Source organism: Brachybacterium sp. FME24 (assembly GCF_014897705.1).
Taxonomy (GTDB): domain Bacteria; phylum Actinomycetota; class Actinomycetes; order Actinomycetales; family Dermabacteraceae; genus Brachybacterium.
Genome location: NZ_JABUXV010000014.1, coordinates 74,774 through 92,284, shown reverse-complemented (window position 1 = coordinate 92,284; position 17,511 = coordinate 74,774). Strand labels below are relative to the sequence as shown.

13 protein-coding genes are annotated in these 17,511 nt (G+C 68.5%); 7 read left to right on the top strand and 6 right to left on the bottom strand.

Going from position 1 to position 17,511, the window contains the following annotated elements; all coding sequences use genetic code 11:
- Positions 1-23: 23 nt before the first annotated feature.
- The 4 genes from INT51_RS16040 to INT51_RS16025 form a co-directional block, all read right to left on the bottom strand.
- A complete protein-coding gene (locus tag INT51_RS16040; protein ID WP_193106341.1) occupies positions 24-413 on the bottom strand; it encodes a hypothetical protein in 390 nt (129 codons plus the stop codon).
- Between the two features lie 24 nt (positions 414-437).
- Positions 438-992 (bottom strand): type 1 glutamine amidotransferase domain-containing protein, encoded by a 555-nt coding sequence (locus INT51_RS16035; RefSeq protein ID WP_193106340.1) that lies wholly within the window; start codon positions 990-992, stop codon positions 438-440.
- A 232-nt stretch (positions 993-1,224) separates the two neighbouring features.
- Entirely contained in the window at positions 1,225-2,691 is a 1,467-nt protein-coding gene (locus INT51_RS16030; RefSeq protein ID WP_304502219.1) for a mechanosensitive ion channel, read from the bottom strand.
- Positions 2,692-2,871: 180 nt separating this feature from the next.
- Complete coding sequence (locus tag INT51_RS16025) at positions 2,872-4,386, bottom strand: YdiU family protein (RefSeq protein ID WP_193106339.1); 1,515 nt, start codon at positions 4,384-4,386, stop codon at positions 2,872-2,874.
- A 207-nt stretch (positions 4,387-4,593) separates the two neighbouring features.
- On the opposite strand from INT51_RS16025, the gene INT51_RS16020 reads away from it, so the two are divergent.
- The 5 genes from INT51_RS16020 (at position 4,594) to INT51_RS16000 (ending at position 10,090) form a co-directional block, all read left to right on the top strand.
- Positions 4,594-5,787, top strand: a complete 1,194-nt coding sequence (locus INT51_RS16020; protein WP_193106338.1) for an ROK family transcriptional regulator — start codon at positions 4,594-4,596, stop codon at positions 5,785-5,787.
- A gap of 79 nt (positions 5,788-5,866) precedes the next feature.
- A complete protein-coding gene (locus INT51_RS16015) occupies positions 5,867-6,766 on the top strand; it encodes a sugar phosphate isomerase/epimerase (protein WP_193106337.1) in 900 nt (299 codons plus the stop codon).
- Between the two features lie 66 nt (positions 6,767-6,832).
- Entirely contained in the window at positions 6,833-7,894 is a 1,062-nt protein-coding gene (locus INT51_RS16010) for a Gfo/Idh/MocA family protein (RefSeq protein WP_193106336.1), read from the top strand.
- Positions 7,895-8,140: 246 nt separating this feature from the next.
- Positions 8,141-9,367, top strand: coding sequence for a formaldehyde dehydrogenase, glutathione-independent (gene fdhA / locus INT51_RS16005; protein ID WP_193106335.1), 1,227 nt, complete (start codon positions 8,141-8,143; stop codon positions 9,365-9,367).
- Positions 9,368-9,541: 174 nt separating this feature from the next.
- Entirely contained in the window at positions 9,542-10,090 is a 549-nt protein-coding gene (locus INT51_RS16000; protein WP_193106334.1) for an NYN domain-containing protein, read from the top strand.
- Positions 10,091-10,160: 70 nt separating this feature from the next.
- Here INT51_RS16000 and INT51_RS15995 read toward each other — a convergent pair whose 3' ends face one another.
- A complete protein-coding gene (locus INT51_RS15995; protein WP_193106333.1) occupies positions 10,161-13,190 on the bottom strand; it encodes a hypothetical protein in 3,030 nt (1,009 codons plus the stop codon).
- A 189-nt stretch (positions 13,191-13,379) separates the two neighbouring features.
- Between INT51_RS15995 and INT51_RS15990 the strand changes: the two genes are divergently transcribed.
- The gene (locus INT51_RS15990; protein WP_193106332.1) at positions 13,380-14,756 is read left to right on the top strand and encodes an NAD-dependent succinate-semialdehyde dehydrogenase; all 1,377 of its coding nucleotides are present in this window, start codon (positions 13,380-13,382) and stop codon (positions 14,754-14,756) included.
- A 33-nt stretch (positions 14,757-14,789) separates the two neighbouring features.
- Here INT51_RS15990 and INT51_RS15985 read toward each other — a convergent pair whose 3' ends face one another.
- Complete coding sequence (locus tag INT51_RS15985; protein WP_193106331.1) at positions 14,790-15,614, bottom strand: alpha/beta fold hydrolase; 825 nt, start codon at positions 15,612-15,614, stop codon at positions 14,790-14,792.
- A 113-nt stretch (positions 15,615-15,727) separates the two neighbouring features.
- Here INT51_RS15985 and INT51_RS15980 point away from each other — a divergent pair, with 113 nt between their 5' ends.
- Positions 15,728-17,464 (top strand): TIGR03767 family metallophosphoesterase, encoded by a 1,737-nt coding sequence (locus tag INT51_RS15980; RefSeq protein ID WP_193106330.1) that lies wholly within the window; start codon positions 15,728-15,730, stop codon positions 17,462-17,464.
- Positions 17,465-17,511 lie beyond the last annotated feature (47 nt).

Here is a 17,511-nt window from a genome sequence, read left to right as displayed (position 1 = left end):
CCCGCCCAGGGCGCTGAGGTCGCTCAGGCCCCCGGGTCGGTGAGGTCCCGCTCGGTGCCGGCGGAGTCCCCGTCGGCGCCGGCGATCTGGTCGAGCTGCTCGTCGTCCACATCGACCTCCATGCGGTCTTCGTCGCGGTTGCCCTGCTCGGCGGCCACGGAGTCGTCGCCTCCGCGCTCGCGGTCCTCGTCGAAGCCGTAGCCATCGGCGTTGCGGGAGTCCGCACCCTCGGCGGCGACCCGGTCAACCTCCAGCGCGTCGTCGATGCTCACCTCGCCGGGCTCGTCGTCGGCCGGCCGCGCGTACTCGTCCTGGCTGGTCTCGGAGAGCTGGTCGAGGTCCTGGTCAGCGGCGGGCGCCTGGCCGGCGGCCTGGTCCCACGCGGCGGTCTCGGGGTCGAGGGGGTCGGTCATGACAGTCCTCCTGGGAGTGGCGGGTCAGCTCAGGGCGTCGATGATCGCGCCGTTGAAGGCGTCGAGATCGCCGGGGTTGCGGGACGTGATCAGACGGAACCCCGTGGAGTCGTCCTGGACGACCTCCTGATCGGTCCAGGTGCCGCCGGCATTGACCACGTCGGTGCGAATGGTGGGCACCGAGGTGAGGCTCCGGCCTTCGACCAATCCCGCCTCGATCAGGATCCAGGGAGCGTGGCAGATCGCGGCGACGGGCTTGCCCGCCTCGACGAAGCCGCGCACGAGGGCACGCACGGTCTCGTCGGTGCGCAGGGCGTCGGCGTTCAAGGTGCCGCCGGGCAGCACCACGGCGTCGAAGTCGCTCGCCTGCACGCTGTCATAGGTGGTGTCGACGGGGACCTCTGGACCGGGGTCGTGGTCGAGCACGAGCGTCTGGACGGAGCCTGCCTCCGTGGCGGCCACGGTGACGCTCGCGCCTGCCTCGCGCAGGTCAGCGATGGGACGCTGGATCTCGTCGGTCTCCGTGCCGAAGTTGCTGGTCAGCAGGAGAACCTTGCGGCCGTCGAGATTGCTGTTCATGAACTTCTCCTTCCGTCGGGAGGGCGACGGCGGCCTCGGCGTGCGGCGCCATGGGCCTCCGTCTCACCTGTGATCCGACCGTAGCACCGCGGCCGCTTCTGCTCCCGACCGATCGGTGGCGAACCGACCTGGATTTCGACGATGCCCTCGCCCACGCGCAGCGAGGCCGCCATGGAGCTCCATGGCGGCCTCGGCGTGCATCACGGGTGGGCCGGTGTCCCGGCCCGGGGGATCAGACCTCCGGGCGCGGGGGCACCGCGGGGCCGGAGGACGGAGCCGGTCCCGAGCCCGCAGGTCCGGACGCACCCGGGCCCGACGCGGCAGGACCGGATGTGCCCGGGCCCGAGGCAGCGGGGCCGGAGGCAGCCGGAGCGGTCGCCGGAGCAGGCTTCGAGGCCTGCGCCTTCTCGAATTTGGCGAGCTGACGGGCGGCGGCGTCGCGCCCGCCGAGTCCGAAGGCCAGCATCGCCGCGGCGGCGGCACCGATCACCAGGGCGCCGAACGCCATTTCGATGATCGAGTCTGCCACGCCCATGGACTGCAGACCCATGGCGGTGAACAGGATGATGACCGCCCACTTCACGATGGTGCCGGGGGTGCCGCGAAGCACCTTGCCGACGATCGTCGCGATGAAGAAGCCGGCGGCGATGATCGCACCGCCGAACAGGACGTTGCCACCGAGCTCGAGGATCTCGGTGAGGATCGCGGTGATCTGCGGGAAGCCCAGCGCCTGGGCGCCCATCACGGCGAAGAACAGCACCACGGCGATCTCGACGATGCGCAGCACCGTCGGGGTCGCGGAAGCGCCCTGCGGGAGGATGTCCTGCTTGGTCAGCCAGGTGTCGACGGCGGACCCCTCGAGGATCGGGCGGAACAGGCCGGAGACGAAGCGCGCGATGAGCACGCCGATACCCACCAGCACCACGGCGGCGATGATGTTCGGGATCGCGGTGAACACCCCGGTGAGCATCGCGGAAGCAGGCTCGGAGATCGAGGCGATACCCAGGATCTGCAGCGCCGCGATCGACACGACGATCATGATCAGGGCGAACACGACGGAGCCCAGGATGTCGGGAAGCTTCGAGCCCTGCTTGTTCTGCTGGCCCGGCTGACCCTGGCCCGCAGCCTGCTGCTGGCCCTGCTGGCCGGCGGGCGCCTGAGCACCCTGATGAGCACCCTGGGCAGCGGCGGGACGACCCGCGGAGGTGACGCCCCCGGTGGCCTTCTCGAAACCGGACTGGGCGGTGCCCAGCAGCTTCCCGAAGTCGACGGCGTTCAGCGCGGTCACGATCAGCGCCTTCACGATCTTCGCGATCGTCAGGCCGATGATGAACACGAACACGGCGCCGATGATGTTGGGGATGAAGCCGAGCCCCTGCTCGAGCATCCCGACGACGGGCGAGAGCACCTGGGAGAGCTCGAAGATCCCCAGGATGATGATCAGACCCAGCAGCCACACGACCATCGAGGCGATGGTGCCCAGCGAGTTGCCGAGTGCGGCACCGTCCACGCCGGGACGACGCAGTGCGGGAACCTTCTGCGTCAGGCCGGCCACGCCCTTCTTGATCAGCATGGCCAGAATCGCGGTGACGATGAGGATGACGACGGCGGCGAGGACTTTCAGTCCCAGCCCCGCCCAGTCGAAGTTCGATAGGGAGTCCACGGGATCCTCCGGGAAGTCGAGGTACGGGATGGCCACCGATCACGTCGGTGCCTGAGGTGCACGGTCGGTAATCGGCCAAGGAACCTTCACGGTTCCTTCACAGCGAGCATGTCGCATGACGTACGTCACGTCCAGACGTGCTGGTCGGGAGCTCGAACGAGCAGTCGCGCCAGGAGCTCGATGTCCGAGTCATTCCGATTTGGGAACGCCCGGGTGTCAGGTCCCGCAGAAGGTCATGAAGTGCTCGCCGCCGTCGCCGGGTCCTTCGAGATGGGCGAGCTCGGCCCGGCGCTCACAAGGCCGACGAACGGCGTCCAGCAGGGCGTACGCCGGGGCGAGGTCCCCCAGATGGGCGGCGCGCAGCGCGGCCTCGAGGTGCACGTTGCGGGGGATGTACACCGGGTTCGCACGATCCATCCCCGCGAGAGCCGCCTCCGCCGAGGCTCCGGAGCCGCGCAGGGCGAGCACCCCTTCGTACCAGCTCGTGAACGGCGCGGGATCGGCGAAGAGGGCGGCGGGATCAGCATCGGTCAGCGCTCGGAAGAAACCGGTGTGGTCGACGTGCTGCTCCTCGAGCAGGGCGAACAGCTCCGCGCCCGAGGCGCGGATCGCGGCGAGGTGCTCTGCGTCAGCGCCCTCCCCGTGGGCCGGGATGCCGAGCTTCGCGGCCAGTCTGCGGCCGTAGGCGTCCAGGTAGTGCGGCTCGAAGTCCTCCAGCACGGCGGTGGCCTGCTCGACCGCGGCGTTCGGGTCCTCCTCGTCGATCAGCTGGATCAGGGTCTCGGCGAAGCGGGAGAGGTTCCACAGGGCGATGCCGGGCTGGGCGGCGTAGGCGTAACGGCCCCCGCGGTCGATCGAGCTGAACACGGCGCCGGAGCGGTGCTCATCGAGGAAGGCGCAGGGACCGTAGTCGATCCCCTCGCCGGAGAGCGTCATGTTGTCGGTGTTCATGACGCCGTGGACGAAGCCGAGGAGCATCCACTGGGCGAGCAGTTCGGCCTGGGCCCGGGTGACGTGCTCCAGCAGGTCAAGGGCCGTGCTCTTCGTCTCCACACCCTCGGGGAGATGGCGTGCTGCCGCGTACTGGACGAGCGCGCGGCGGGCGTCGAGGTCCAGGTGCCAGGCGGCGTACTCGACCGTGCCCACGCGCAGGTGGCTCGCGGCCACGCGCACCAGGATCGCGCCCGGCTCCGGGGTCACGCCCTGGCGCGGGGCGATCTGTTCGCCGGTGGTGAGCACGGCGAGCGCCCGTGTGGTGGGCACGCCGAGCGCGTGGAGGGATTCGCCGACGACCGCTTCGCGCAGCATCGGCCCGAGCGGCGCCCTGCCGTCCCCGGCGCGGGCGAACGGGGTCGCTCCCGCTCCTTTCAGGTGCAGGTCACGTCGCCTCCCGGTGGTGTCGAGGAGATCGCCGAGCAGGACCGCGCGGCCGTCGCCGAGCTGCGGGTTCGGGGAGCCGAACTGGTGGCCCGCGTAGACCTGAGCCGTGGTGAAGGGACGCTCGGGAGCGGCGCCACCGGCGGGCACGGGATGCCCGTCCGCGTCGACCTGCCCGGTCAGCAGCGCGATGCCGGCGGGCTCCCGCAACCACGCGGGGTCGTACCCGAGCTCGCGCGCGAGGTCCTCGTTGAGCCAGGCCAGCGCCGGGTCGGGCGGCGTCTCGGCCTGCCACGGCACGGACAGGTCCGCCGCCGCAGCGGCGTAGCTCTGATGCAGCACCGGATCGTCCATGGATATCGCCTCCTTCCCGCCACGCTACTGCCCGAGCCGCCACGCTACTGCCCGAGGCGACGAGCCCGCTCTTGACACTGCCAGGGGTCGGGGCGAAGACTGGACCCACCATTGCGCAACCGGGTTGCAAAACATCGGGCTGCGACACAGTGCGACGGCAGGACATCGTGACGGCAGGCACCACGAGGGCGAGGGATCTCGATGAGCATGGCTGAGCATGCCGCATCGCCCGCACGCCCGCCATCGACCGGCCAGGGATCTGCGGTGCGCCAGGGCAACGCGCGGGACTGCGTGCTCGCGCTCCGTGAAGCGGCCACCCCCCTCACCGTCGCCGAGATCGCCGCCCGCACAAACCTGTCCCGGCCCACGGTCGACGCCGTCCTGCAGGACCTCACCGAGTCAGGATCGATCCTCCGGGCGTCATCGGGCACCGACCGATCCGGTCAGCCCGGACGCCCCGCACGCCGCTTCGTCCTCGACCTGTCGGCTGCGACCGTTGCGGCGCTCGACCTCGGTGAACGCTCCGTGACCTGCATCGTCACTGATCCACTCGGCGCTGTCCTGGCCCGCACCACCGCTCCCGTCTCCGGTGGCGACCACCTGGCGGCGATCGCTCAGGCGGTGCGAGCGACAGGGCACGCCCCGCATGCCGTCGGCGTCGCCGTTCCGGGCATCCTCGGTGCCGACGGGCGCATCACCCAGAGCCTCGCCCTGGCGGACCTCGTCGGCCTCGACCTCACCGCGGAGCTCGAGCAGCGGCTGGATGCCGCGGTGGTAGTCGAGAACGACATCAAGCTCGCCGCGCTCGCGGAACGACACCTCGGACCGCCCGCCGACTCGATCGTCTATGTGCAGATCGGTCACCGCATCTCGGTGGCTCTGATCGTGGGCGGCCAGATCCTGCAGGGCAGCCACCATCTCGCCGGCGAGCTGGGCAGCCAGCGCGGCATGCGCTGGACCAGCACCTCGCAGCGCGGGCGTCTGAGCTGGTCCAGCGGCGACCAGGCGAAGCCGCTGCTGCAGCGCTGCGCCGCGGGGGATCCCGCCGCGCAGGCCGAGGTCGACGGATTCTGCGCCGAGATCGCGCCGCGCCTGGCGACCGTGCTGCTGACGATCGACCCGGAGCTGGTGGTGGTCGGCGGCGGCCTGTCCCGGGAGGGCGAGACCCTGCTCGGCCCGCTGCGTCGCAACCTCCATCGACTGCTCATGACCCCCGAACGACCCCCGCTGGTCGCCGCACGCCTGACCACCGACGGGTCCCTCGTCGGCGCGCTGGGCAGCGCGTTCGAGCATGGCTCGAGCCCGATCACCGGAGTTCCCGACGTCCCGGCCCCCTGGCCCACCTTCCTCACCCACGCCGACCCCCCTGATCTGACGGAATCCGCCGCCGCCTCCCGTTGAGACCACCGCATCGACCACCGACGCACCGCACCCGGCCCCAGTACTCACTGCCGATCCCGACCCCTCGAAGGACGAACTCATGACGACAGGCATCACCCTCGGTTTCAGCTCCTACAGCTTCCACTCCAAGCTCTCCACCGCAGAGATGACCCTGCCCGAGGTGATCGAATGGGTCGCTGCGAGCGAGGGCGAGCACCTCGAACTCGCCTCCCTCGGGGACGACGCCGACAGCGCGATCCCGAACATCAACTCCGATCCGGCCTACATCGAGGAGATCCGCGCCGCGTCGGAGAAGGCCGGGGTGCCGCTGTCCACGCTCGCGATCGGCGCGAATTTCTTCACCGATGACGCCGAGGAGCTCGCCGCGCAGGTCAGCCGCGTCAAGGCCTACGTGGACCTGGCCGAGTCCCTGGGCATCGATCAGATCCGCCACGATGTCGTCGCCCACTCCGGCCTCGAGGGGGACGACACCCCGTTGTTCGAGCAGGCCCTGCCCTCGATCGTCGCCGCCAGCAAGGAGATCGCGCAGTACGCCGCGACCAAGGGCATCACCACGAGCCTCGAGAACCACGGCTTCTTCGTGCAGGCCGCGGACCGTGTACGGCGGGTCATCCACGGCGTCGACGAGCCGAACTTCCGCACCACGCTGGATATCGGCAACTTCGTGTGCGTGGACGAGGCGCCGGAGGTCTCCGTCGCCCAGAACCTGCCGTACGCGATGGTCGTCCACTTCAAGGACTTCTACATCCGTCCGGCCGACGCCGCGCCGGGCGAGGGCTGGTTCCGCAGCCGCGGCGGCAAGCACCTGCGCGGCGCGGTCGTCGGCAACGGCGACATCGACCTGCCGGCCGTGGCCCGTGCCATCAAGGCTTCCGGCTACACCGGCTACGCCTCCATCGAGTTCGAGGGCTGGGAGGACTGCCTGCTGGGCTGCGAACGCGGCCTCGCTAACGCCAAGCGCCTGCTCGAGAACGCCTGACCTCGCAGTTCTGCCCGATCCACCAGAATCCCCATCGGCCTCGTGGCCAGAAGGAAGACCTCCCTCATGACGAAGTTCCGCGTAGGCGTCATCGGCGCCGGCAGCATCGCCCAGTCCCACCTCACCGCGTACTCCGAGAATGCCGACGTCGAGCTGATCGCCGTCGCCGACATGAACCTCGAGCGCGCGCAGTCCGTGGCCGATCAGTACGGCGCACGGCGCGCCTATGCCGACCCTCACGAGCTGCTCGCGGACGACGAGGTCGACGCCGTGAGCATCTGCACCTGGAACAACTCCCACGCCAACTGGGCGATCGCCGCGATCGAGGCCGGAAAGCATGTGCTGGTGGAGAAGCCCATCGCGCGCACGCTCGAGGAGGCGCTCGAGATCCAGAAGGCCGTCGAGAAGAGCGACCGGGTGGTGCAGGTCGGGTTCGTGCGTCGCCACTCCCCCAACTGCCAGGTGCTGAAGTCCTTCATCGACGCCGATGAACTGGGCGAGATCTACTACGCCAAGGCCAGCTGCATCCGCCGGATGGGCAACCCCGGCGGCTGGTTCGCGGACAAGGAGATCGCCGGGGGCGGCCCGCTGCTGGACATCGGCATCCACGTCCTGGACCTGTGCTGGTACCTCATGGGCAGCCCCAAGGTGGTCTCCGTCAGCGGCAACACCTACGACCGGCTCGGCAACCGCGCCAACATCACGACGATGCCCCGCTACCAGGTCGCCGACTACGACCCGGACAAGAACAGTGTCGAGGACATGGCCAATGCGGTGATCCGTTTCGAGAACGGTGCGTCGCTGCTGCTGGACTGCTCCTACTCCCTGCACGCCACGCAGGACTCCATCGACGTCTCGGTCTACGGGGACAAGGGCGGCGCGGAGCTCGAGCCGGCTCTGCACATCGCCACCGAGATGCACGATTCGGTGGTGAACATCGAGCCGCAGATCGCGTCGCGCTCCTTCGAGTTCGGCGTCGGCTTCGCCAACGAGATCCAGAACTTCGTGGATTCCGGGCTGGGCCGGGCCGAGACCATCGCCCCGGCATGGCACGGCGTGGAGATCGTGCGGATCCTCGAGGCGATCTATGAATCCGCAGAGACCGGCCGGGAGATCTCGCTGGTCTGAGCGATCGCGCAGGGCGCCCGCGGGGTACCGCGGGCGCCCTGGCTGCATGCCTGGTCAGCAAGCGAAGCGGCGGGGGCCGTCTCGGACATGCACGGCGTGGGGGCGATGCCTTCCCGCGCCGAAGTCGCCGCGGTCGCAGCAGCGGTTGACTTCGTGACGTACGTCACGAAGGCTGGGGGTTCGGCGGATCGCGCCCGGGCCAGCTGACCCGGGGAACGCCGCTTGAAGAGGCAAGGAGGCCTCCCCATGTCGACCAACCGCGCCATCGCGTACCAGGGAACCGGGAAAGTCAGCGTCATCGACATCGACTACCCCACCTACGAGCTGCAGGACGGGCCGGGGGTGAACCCGGACAACGTCGGCCGGAAGCTCCCGCATGCAGCGATCCTCAAGGTGGTCACCACGAACATCTGCGGTTCCGACCAGCACATGGTGCGCGGACGCACCACTGCTCCCGAGGGCCTGGTCCTCGGGCACGAGATCACCGGCGAGGTCATCGAGACCGGGCCCGGCGTCGAGTTCATCAAGAAGGGCGACCTCGTCTCGGTGCCCTTCAACATCTCCTGCGGCCGCTGCGTCATGTGCAAGACGCGCCGCACCGAGATCTGCTTGAACGTGAATCCCGACCGCCCCGGCAGCGCCTACGGGTACGTCGACATGGGCGGCTGGGTCGGCGGCCAGTCCGAGTACGTGCTGGTCCCCTACGCGGACTGGAACCTGCTGCGGTTCCCCGACAAGGACCAGGCGATGGAGAAGATCCTCGACCTGACCATGCTCTCGGACATCTTCCCCACCGGATTCCACGGCGCCGTCACGGCGGGGGTGGGGCCGGGCTCCTCGGTGTACATCGCCGGTGCCGGTCCCGTCGGCACCGCCGCAGCCGTCGGCGCCCAGCTCCTGGGTGCCGCGGTCGTGATCGTGGCCGATATGAACGCCGAGCGACTCGCCAACGCCGCGGCATTCGGATGCGAGACCATCGACGTCTCCCAGGAGGACCCGCGCGAAGGGATCGCCCGCATCCTCGGGCGCGAGGAGGTCGACGCCGGAGTCGATGCCGTCGGCTTCGAAGCACGCGGCCATGGCAAGGATGCGCAGGAGGCCCCCGCGACCGTGCTGAACACCCTGATGGACGTGACTCGGGCCGGTGGCGCCCTCGGCATTCCCGGCCTGTACGTGACCGGCGACCCGGGCGGCGTCGACGAGGCGGCCCAGAAGGGTTCGCTCTCCCTGCGCCTCGGCCTGGGCTGGGCGAAGGCGCTGTCCTTCACCACCGGCCAGTGCCCCGTGATGAGCTACCACCGCCAACTCATGGAGGCGATCCTGCACGACAAGGTCCATATCGCCGAGGCCGTCCATGCGACGGCGATCTCCCTGGACGACGCCCCGAAGGGGTACGCCCAGTTCGACGCCGGCATCGCGAAGAAGTACGTCATCGACCCGCACGGGGTGACCGGGAAGGTCGAGGCGATCTGAGAGTCCTGTCCGGGGCAGGGCCTCTGCAGGCCCTGCCCCGCGGTCGCCGGTCCGCGACACGAGGCGTGGCTCGAGGGGCTCGGGGCCGCTCTCCCGGGCCGGTGATGGTCGATGATGCCTGCCCGCGCACCCGCGGTGCGCGTGGCGCGGCACGCGAGCGCGTAAGGTCGAGCCATGACAGAACGCACCACGTACCTCCTGGTGGACGGCGAGAACATCGACGCCACGCTCGGCATCTCGGTTCTCGGTCGGCGCCCTCAGCCTGAGGAGCGCCCCCGGTGGAACAAGCTGCTCCACCACGCCGAGGTCACGTGGGACCAGCCCGTCAAGGGTCTGTTCTTCCTGGCCGTCGGGGACAGCCTCCCCTCGGGGTTCGTGCAGGCGCTGATCGCGCTCGGGTACAAGGCCGTCCCGCTGCGCGGCGAGGGCAAGGTCGTCGACATCGCCATCCAGCGCACCGCCGAGGCGCTGCAGTCCCGCGCGGCAGACGTGATGCTGGTCAGCCACGACCGCGACTTCGCGCCGCAGATGACGGACCTGGCCGCGACCCCGGAACGCCGCACGGCCCTCATCGGCTTCCGCGAGTTCATGGCCACGGATCTGCAGGAGATCCCGGGGATCGAGTTCCACGATCTCGAGTACGACGTCGCAGCCTTCACCAGTCGCCTGCCGCGTGTGCGGATCATCGACATCGACGATTTCGATCCGCTCGAGTTCATCTGAGCACGGCGTCGGCCCGCAGGCACCTGGAGCACGACGTCGCGAGAATTCTCGTTGATTCGCACCCTGGGGCTCACGGGCCAGACTGGTGTGCTTTCAGACGAAGTAGCTCGTTAAGAAGATCCTCGTCCCATCGGACTTCAGGATGATCTGGATGGAACCGCTGCAGATCGACTTCCAGTGCATGTTCCGCGTGATGGACCGCGTTGTCGAGTTGCCCGCGCATCATCTCGATCTGTGCCAGATGCACGAGTATTGAAGCGAGGTGCGGGCTCAACGCGTCACCATTGTCTGCCAGCGCCTCCAGTGCTCGATGCAGGTCATCGCGAACAGCAATCAGCTCGTCGCACCGCACCGCGGAGTTTCGTGACACACGGACGAAGCCCAGGCGTCCGCGAATCCCAAGGCGCTTGCCAAGCAGGTGGGGAGGGACGACCAGCTTCCCGATGAGCACTTCAGCGTCATGGAGGAGATCCGCGGCGGCCTCGATGTCCTCGCCGTTGAGCAGGGATTCCGCCGCGTCCAACATAAGCGCGTGCGCCGCGTACGGCTGCTCTTCCTGGATCGTTTGCGCCTGCCTGGCGAGCTCGGTCCCCCAGTAGATCGGGTCAACGTGCGGCACGAAGCGGGCGAGGTGGACGCCGAAAACCGCGATACGGTGCTCTTCCCTGCCAAGCCGGTGTGCGCTCTGCATCGTCGGTTCCAAGAGGTCGAGCATCGCCTCGAGGTCACCGGTCTTGTAAGCACGCGTGAGTTCGGCAATGTCGAGGGTGAGTTGCAACTGCTCATCACCGCCCCACGCACGATTCAGCGCTTCCACAACGCGGATGCTCCTCCTGAGCTCCTCCACTCCGAGATCCATGGCAATCTCCACGAACCGCGTGGATGCATCGACCAGGAGACGCTTGACGCCGAGGTCCTCATCGCGAGGCCGCTCCGCGACACTGTGCAACATCCCGTCCAGGAGAGCGAACGCGTCCTTCTGCCGACCGGACTGCGCGATCGCGACTGCGTACCTCTTCTCAGCCAGGAGGAGCGAGTGTGGGTCGATCTGTTCCGCATCTGTAAGTCGCCGGATCCACTCCCGGCCGATGCCTGTGATCTCCACTCCCCGTTCGGCATCGATCAACGAGATCCATTCCCCGAAGGTGAGCGCGGCAGCAAGCAGGCCAGGGCCCATGATGCCGTGGTGAGAAGCAAGTGTGATCAGCCTCAAGGCGATCGGAGTGCTCATCTCCATGGGAACGGGCACCCGTTCCTGTTCGGGTAGTGGGGTGAGGTGTTCAGCCAGGAATCCGAAGCCGACCTCGAACAGCGGTCGGAGATGATCGATCTCCCCGACGGCGACATCAGCGACCGCGGCGTGGATCCTGTACGAGCCGTCGACCGCGCTGATGAGATGCCGCCTGCTCAGCTCGTAAAGGGCTGTCAGGCGTCGCGGGTCGTCCCGCAGCATCTCGGATATCTCCTCGGCACGTGGATGAGCCTCCACGCTGACCGGATCGAAAGTGATCTCACCGGGCAAGAAGATGAGAGTCGGAAGACGCAGCCACTGGGCACTCACTGCAGTGGGACCTACCACCCCGAGCACGTCCAGGAGCGCGGCGGCATCCGGGTGTTCCACGGCGAGCTGTTCCCTTGCGAGTGCGATCGCCGCGCACAAGGACACAGGATGATCGCGCACCCGGCCGAGGGAGAGGAAGCGATGGGGTGCCGCGCGATGCTGCTCAAGGTACGCCGGAGGCGAGAGGCCCATCGACTGCGCAGTCGAGGCGGCCTGCGTAAGACCCAGCGGACTATCCTCCAGCTCCTCCGCCAGCTGCCAGGCATCCTGCTCCCCCAGGCCCGACCAGATCCCACGCAGATAGGAGATGGACTCCTCACGCGTGAATCCCTGCACCTTCACCTGCCTCACGCGCGTGTCGAAGTCGCTCCGCGTGCTGGTCACCAGGAACGCCGCGTGGCTACGACGCGGCAGAAGGTCCTCGATCTCCGCTGGATCCGTGACTCCGTCGATGATCACCATCGCGTGAGGCTGTAGTGCGAGCTCATGAAGTTTGATCCCGGGCAGATCATTGCGCAACGACTGATTCAGCGCGGCTCTGCTGGTCCCGTCTAGGAGGAACACGTCAGTCCCCTCGGGCACGCTTCGGGCGTGCTCCACCACGAGCACGGACTTCCCGGAGCCTGTCGGGCCGGCCACCACGACGACGCGACGCAAGCCGTCGGAGCCGGGCGCCAACGCGGCGGCGATCTCGGCGTTCCGCGCAGGTCGTGCTACGTGGTCAGGATCTGGTGATGGAAGGCGGCTCCGACCGAGTGCCGGTACAGAGTCCGCGGCACCGAGGATCAGCGACAGGGCATCGGTAGAAGCGACCTCTCGGCGTCCACGCAGGTCTCGCGGAGCATCACGGATCCGCGCCGCCACCGTTGCATGGTGCCGCTGCGGATTCGGCGGCTCCGTGCTTTTTCGCGCGATGGTCTCGCACAAGAGGGAGAAGGCGGCTTTCGAGGACTCCTGTGATCTCCCATGACGCTCAAGAAGGGCTACAAGGCGCATCATGATCACGTCGTCGATATGCGCAGCAGCCGGAAGTGATTCCTCTGGCCATGTCAGGGCCCGCGCGAACTCCACGACGTCGTCACGCGGGACTCCGTGATCGATGAGCATCTCCTCCACGGCGTGGCGGCTCTGCGGGTCGTGATGGTGGCGGCGCAGAGCGTTCGCATCCCCTTGCAACCCAGCAGGAGAGAACACGGTCGCCGTCACAGCCCGGTCACAGGCACACCAGTACCGGTAGAGCTCCAGGAGTACAGCGTCCTTCTTCAGCGCCGACGGAGTCCATCCGGTCGAGGCGCTGTGATGGGCGCTCCGGTTCTTGATCGACACGATCTCCGGGGACCCGTTACCAGGAATCACCACTAGATCCGTCGCGTATTCGATGAGCACGGACTGCACGGAGTCGCTAAGGAGTCGATCGAGGATCGTGAGCGCGACGCACTTGTCCTGGTACTCGAAGGCAGCCCGCGTCGATGCCCCCGACTGCGTCGGCGACGGAACGATTCGAGCCCCTGTATCCATGGCCTTAGCGTAGACGGCCACGCTCGGCGTCTCGGCTCTCGGTCGGCGCCCTCAGCCCGAGGAGCGACCCCATCGACGACTTCGAGCCGCTCGAGTTCATCTGAGCACGGTGGCCCGGATCTCGCACCGGCTCGTCGCCCGCACTCCGCCGGAGCGACCGATCGTTCGTTTCACCTTTACAGGTCCGGGCGTCGGCGGGATGGTGGGGAGATGGCTGGATACACCACGACCAACCCGACCACGGGACGAACCGACAAGGAATTCACCACGTTGGACGACGCGGGCGTGAAGGACGTGCTCGACCGGACCCATGCCGCCTTCCCGGAGTGGCGCGCCACGTCCGTCGACGACCGCGCAACGATCCTGATGCAGGTGGCCGACGCCTATGACGCTCGCGCCGACGAGCTGGGACGGCTGATCGCCACCGAGATGGGCAAACCCCTGAAGCAGGCGATCGGGGAGGCCGAGCTGGCCGGCTCGATCTATCGCTGGTACGCCACGCACGGCCCGGAACTGCTGCAGGACGAGCAGCTGGACCCCCAGGGAGCCGAGGAATCACTCGTGCAGACCGCACCGATCGGCCCGCTGGTCGGGGTGATGCCCTGGAACTACCCGTACTACCAGGTCGCACGCTTCGTCGCCCCCAATCTGATGGCGGGCAACACGATCATCCTGAAGCACGCGGAGATCTGCGCCGCCTCCGCCGGCGTCATGGCCGAGATCCTCCACGAAGCCGGCGTTCCGGCGGACGCCTACCTCAATGTCTTCGCCTCCCACGACCAGATCGCCGAGATGATCGCCGATCCGAGGGTGCGCGGGGTCTCGCTCACCGGCAGTGAGAGGGCCGGCGCCGCCGTCGCCGAGAACGCCGGCAAGCACCTGAAGAAGTCGGTGCTGGAGCTCGGTGGCTCCGATCCGCTGATCGTGCTCGAGGACGCCGACCTCGAGCAGGTCGCCCGGACCGTCGCCACCGCCAGGCTCTCCAATGCGGGCCAGGCCTGCAACTCCCCCAAGCGCATGATCGTGCCGAACGCCCGGCTGGACGAGTTCGTCGCGGCCGTCGTCGAGGTCTTCGAGGGCGCGACCGTCGGTGACCCGCTCGACGAGAGCGTCACTGTGGGGCCGCTGTCCTCGATCGGCGCCCGCGACGGAGTCGCCGAGCAGGTGGCGCGCGCCGTCGAGCAGGGCGCGACCCTGCATGTCGGCGGTGAGGCGCTCGAGCGCGACGGGGCCTTCCTGCAGCCCGCCGTGCTGACCGGGGTCACCCCGGACATGGACGCCTACGCCGAGGAGATCTTCGGTCCGGTCGCGGTGATCTACGGCGTCGACTCGGTCGATCAGGCCGTCGAGCTCGCCAACGACGTCGACTTCGGACTGAGCGGCTCGGTCTGGGGCACGGATCTCGGGCGCGCCCAGGAGGTCGCCGATCGCCTGGACGTCGGGATGGCCTACGTCAACGAGCATGGGACGACGCTTCCCGGTCTTCCCTTCGGCGGCGTGAAGCGTTCGGGCTTCGGCCGCGAGCTCGGTCGCTGGGGAATGGGCGAGTTCGTCAATGTGCGGCTGCGCCGCACCTCGGCGGCCTGAGAGCCGAGCACCACGGCCAGCGGCTCCGCACTGTCAGCTCCGGGCGCCGAGCACGCCCTCCACGAAGGCGATCACGTCGTCGAGCACGTCGCCGCGATTGGTCTCCTGGAAGATCTCGTGCCGCGCGCCGGGATAGGTTTTCGTGGAGGTCGCGCTGCCCTGGAGGATCCGCAGCCCCTCCCAGCTCGCCGGCAGCGGGACGAGTCGATCGTCCTCGCCGTGGAGGTACAGCAGCGGATGGTCGCCGATGCTGCCGTGCGCGCTGATCGTCCGCAGCTCCTCCTGGATCCCCTCGAGGGTGGGGCGCGCGAAGTCCCCGTGCCACACCAGCTCGTCCGCCGCATAGGCGGCGCCCACGGCCGCATCGCGTGAGAGGGTCTCGGGGTCGATCGGGGTGGACGGGATCTCCTCGAGCGCGAGCAGAGTGTCCACCGTGATCCACGAGCCGAGCACCGGCCCGGACAGCACTGTCGCAACCAGCCGATCGGCGTGGAGCTGCGTGTAGCGCGCGGCGATCATCCCGCCCATGGAGTGGCCGACCAGCACGATCGGCAGGCCAGGATGCCGGCCGCCGGCGTGCTGGACCACGAGATCGAGATCCTCCACCACCGGCTCGAAGTCGCTGATCAGCACCCTCTGCCCATCGCTGCGGCCGTGGCCGAGATGATCAGCGGCGTAGACCGCGGCGCCGGCGTCGTTCAGCCTGGAGGCGACCCAATCGTACCGGCCGACGTGCTCGCCGTACCCGTGGGCGAGCACCGCGACCCAGTGCGGGTCTGCGTCGGTCCAGGCGCGGCCGACGAGGGCGCCGGCGTGGCCGACGAGGGTGAAATCCGTGGAGTGGGCGTCGTTGCTCATGAGGCCATGATGCCTCGTGGGGCGCACCTCATCGACCAGGCGGCGGTGCGAGGTCACGTCGTGCTCAACTGTCCGTCATATTCACGACACCGCGTGGTGCTGGACTGCGCACCATGTCCCGTGAGCACCAGCACCCTCTGACCCGTCGTTCCCTCCTGGCAGGGTCCGCCGCGACCCTCGCGGGGACCACCCTTGCCGCCGCCCCTGCTCAGCGGGCGTTCGCCGAGGACGCCGGGATGGACCCGACCGGCACCACGCTGGCCGAGGTCGCTGTTCCCGAAACCGGCGAGGAGGGCTCCTACCGCCGGCTCGTCGCCGGGCCCGGGTATGCCTTTCAGGTCCGCGAGGATGCCCTCGACACGGCGCCGAAAGCCTCCCGCGCCGACACCCGCGAAGCGCTGGCCTCGTTCGTCCAGTTCACCGACCTCCACGTGCTCGACGCCCAGTCGCCCATGCGCTTCGAGTTCCTGCACGACATCACCGGCTCCGCCTTCCGCCCGCAGGAGTCGCTGACCACGCAGGGCGCGGCCTCCCTGGTGGAGAGGGTCAATGAGCTGAAGAACGGGCCGCACACCGGGCGCGAGCTGGACTGCGTGGTCACCACCGGGGACAACACCGACAACCACGAGCACGTCGAGCTGGACTGGTTCCTGGCCGTCATGAACGGTGGGGACATCACCGCGAACACCGGGGCCCCGAACCTCTGGGAAGGAGTGCAGACCGGCGGTTCCACCCACTACTGGCACCCCGACGGCGAGATCCAGGACCGGTACACGGACGCCGGCTTCCCCCGGCTGCCGGACCTGCTGGACCGAGCGATGGCCACCCACCACAGCCCGGGACTGGAGTACCGCTGGTACAGCGTGTTCGGCAATCACGACGATTCGATCTCCGGGACCTTGCCCTCGGACTGGCAGGTCCTGCGGGACATGTACACCGGCACATGGAAGTTCACGGGGTTCGCCGATCCCAGCGCGAATCGCCAGCTGGAGAGCCAGGTGAGTACAGCCGCGAGCTCCACGATGAGCCAGAGCGCCTCGCGGCCCGAGATCACGGCAGCCCTGGCCCCCACCCAGGACTACCAGGTCACCGCGGACGAGCTCCGCGCCCCGTTCACTGGCGAGGACTACATCCGGGCCCACCTCGCGCAGACCCCCCGGGCGGGGTCTGCCGGGCACGGCTTTACCGAGGACAACGTCGACAAGGGCACGGGCTACTACACGTTCGAGATCGCTCCGGGCGTGGTGGGGGTGGCCCTGGACTCCACCAACCGCGCCGGATTCACCGAAGGTTCCCTGGGCCATGCCCAGTACCGGTGGCTGGAGCACCAGCTCGAGAAGGGTTCGAGCCGCCGCTACGACGGGCTGGGCCGGCTGCAGACGTCGCTGGTCGAAGACACCTACTTCATCATCTTCAGTCACCACACCCCGGAGACCATGAACAATCTGCTCCTCGAACCGGGCAACGGGGAGCTGCGCCATGCCGGCTGGGATGTCGCGAACCTGTTGGGTCGCTTCCCGAACGTGCTGGCCTGGGTCAACGGCCACACCCATACGAACCAGGTCGAGGTGCACCAGCACCGGATCCCGGAGCGTCGCTACTGGACGATCAACACCGCCTCGCACGTGGACTTCCCGCAGCAGGCGCGGGTGCTCGAGGTGGTCGACAACCACGACGGCACGATCTCCCTGCTCAGCACACTGATCGAGGCGAAGGCCCCATATCAGGGAAGCTCCCTGGCGAGCCTGTACCGGGAGCTGTCCTTCAACGACATCCACGCCGATCCCACGCAGGAGGGCCAGGACAAGGACCGCAACGTCGAGCTTCTGCTCACCGCGCCCGGAGCCTGATCCCTCGTGCATCTCCCATGCGCAGTTGTGCGCGCGGAGGCATTCGC

Coding starts and splice junctions, on each gene's coding strand:
- INT51_RS16020 (WP_193106338.1), top strand. CDS start 4,594: ATGGCTGAGCATGCCGCATCGCCCGCACGCCCGCCATCGACCGGCCAG.
- INT51_RS16015 (WP_193106337.1), top strand. CDS start 5,867: ATGACGACAGGCATCACCCTCGGTTTCAGCTCCTACAGCTTCCACTCC.
- INT51_RS16010 (WP_193106336.1), top strand. CDS start 6,833: ATGACGAAGTTCCGCGTAGGCGTCATCGGCGCCGGCAGCATCGCCCAG.
- INT51_RS16025 (WP_193106339.1), bottom strand. CDS start 4,386: ATGGACGATCCGGTGCTGCATCAGAGCTACGCCGCTGCGGCGGCGGAC.
- INT51_RS16035 (WP_193106340.1), bottom strand. CDS start 992: ATGAACAGCAATCTCGACGGCCGCAAGGTTCTCCTGCTGACCAGCAAC.
- INT51_RS15985 (WP_193106331.1), bottom strand. CDS start 15,614: ATGAGCAACGACGCCCACTCCACGGATTTCACCCTCGTCGGCCACGCC.
- fdhA (WP_193106335.1), top strand. CDS start 8,141: ATGTCGACCAACCGCGCCATCGCGTACCAGGGAACCGGGAAAGTCAGC.
- INT51_RS15990 (WP_193106332.1), top strand. CDS start 13,380: ATGGCTGGATACACCACGACCAACCCGACCACGGGACGAACCGACAAG.
- INT51_RS16040 (WP_193106341.1), bottom strand. CDS start 413: ATGACCGACCCCCTCGACCCCGAGACCGCCGCGTGGGACCAGGCCGCC.
- INT51_RS15980 (WP_193106330.1), top strand. CDS start 15,728: ATGTCCCGTGAGCACCAGCACCCTCTGACCCGTCGTTCCCTCCTGGCA.
- INT51_RS16000 (WP_193106334.1), top strand. CDS start 9,542: ATGACAGAACGCACCACGTACCTCCTGGTGGACGGCGAGAACATCGAC.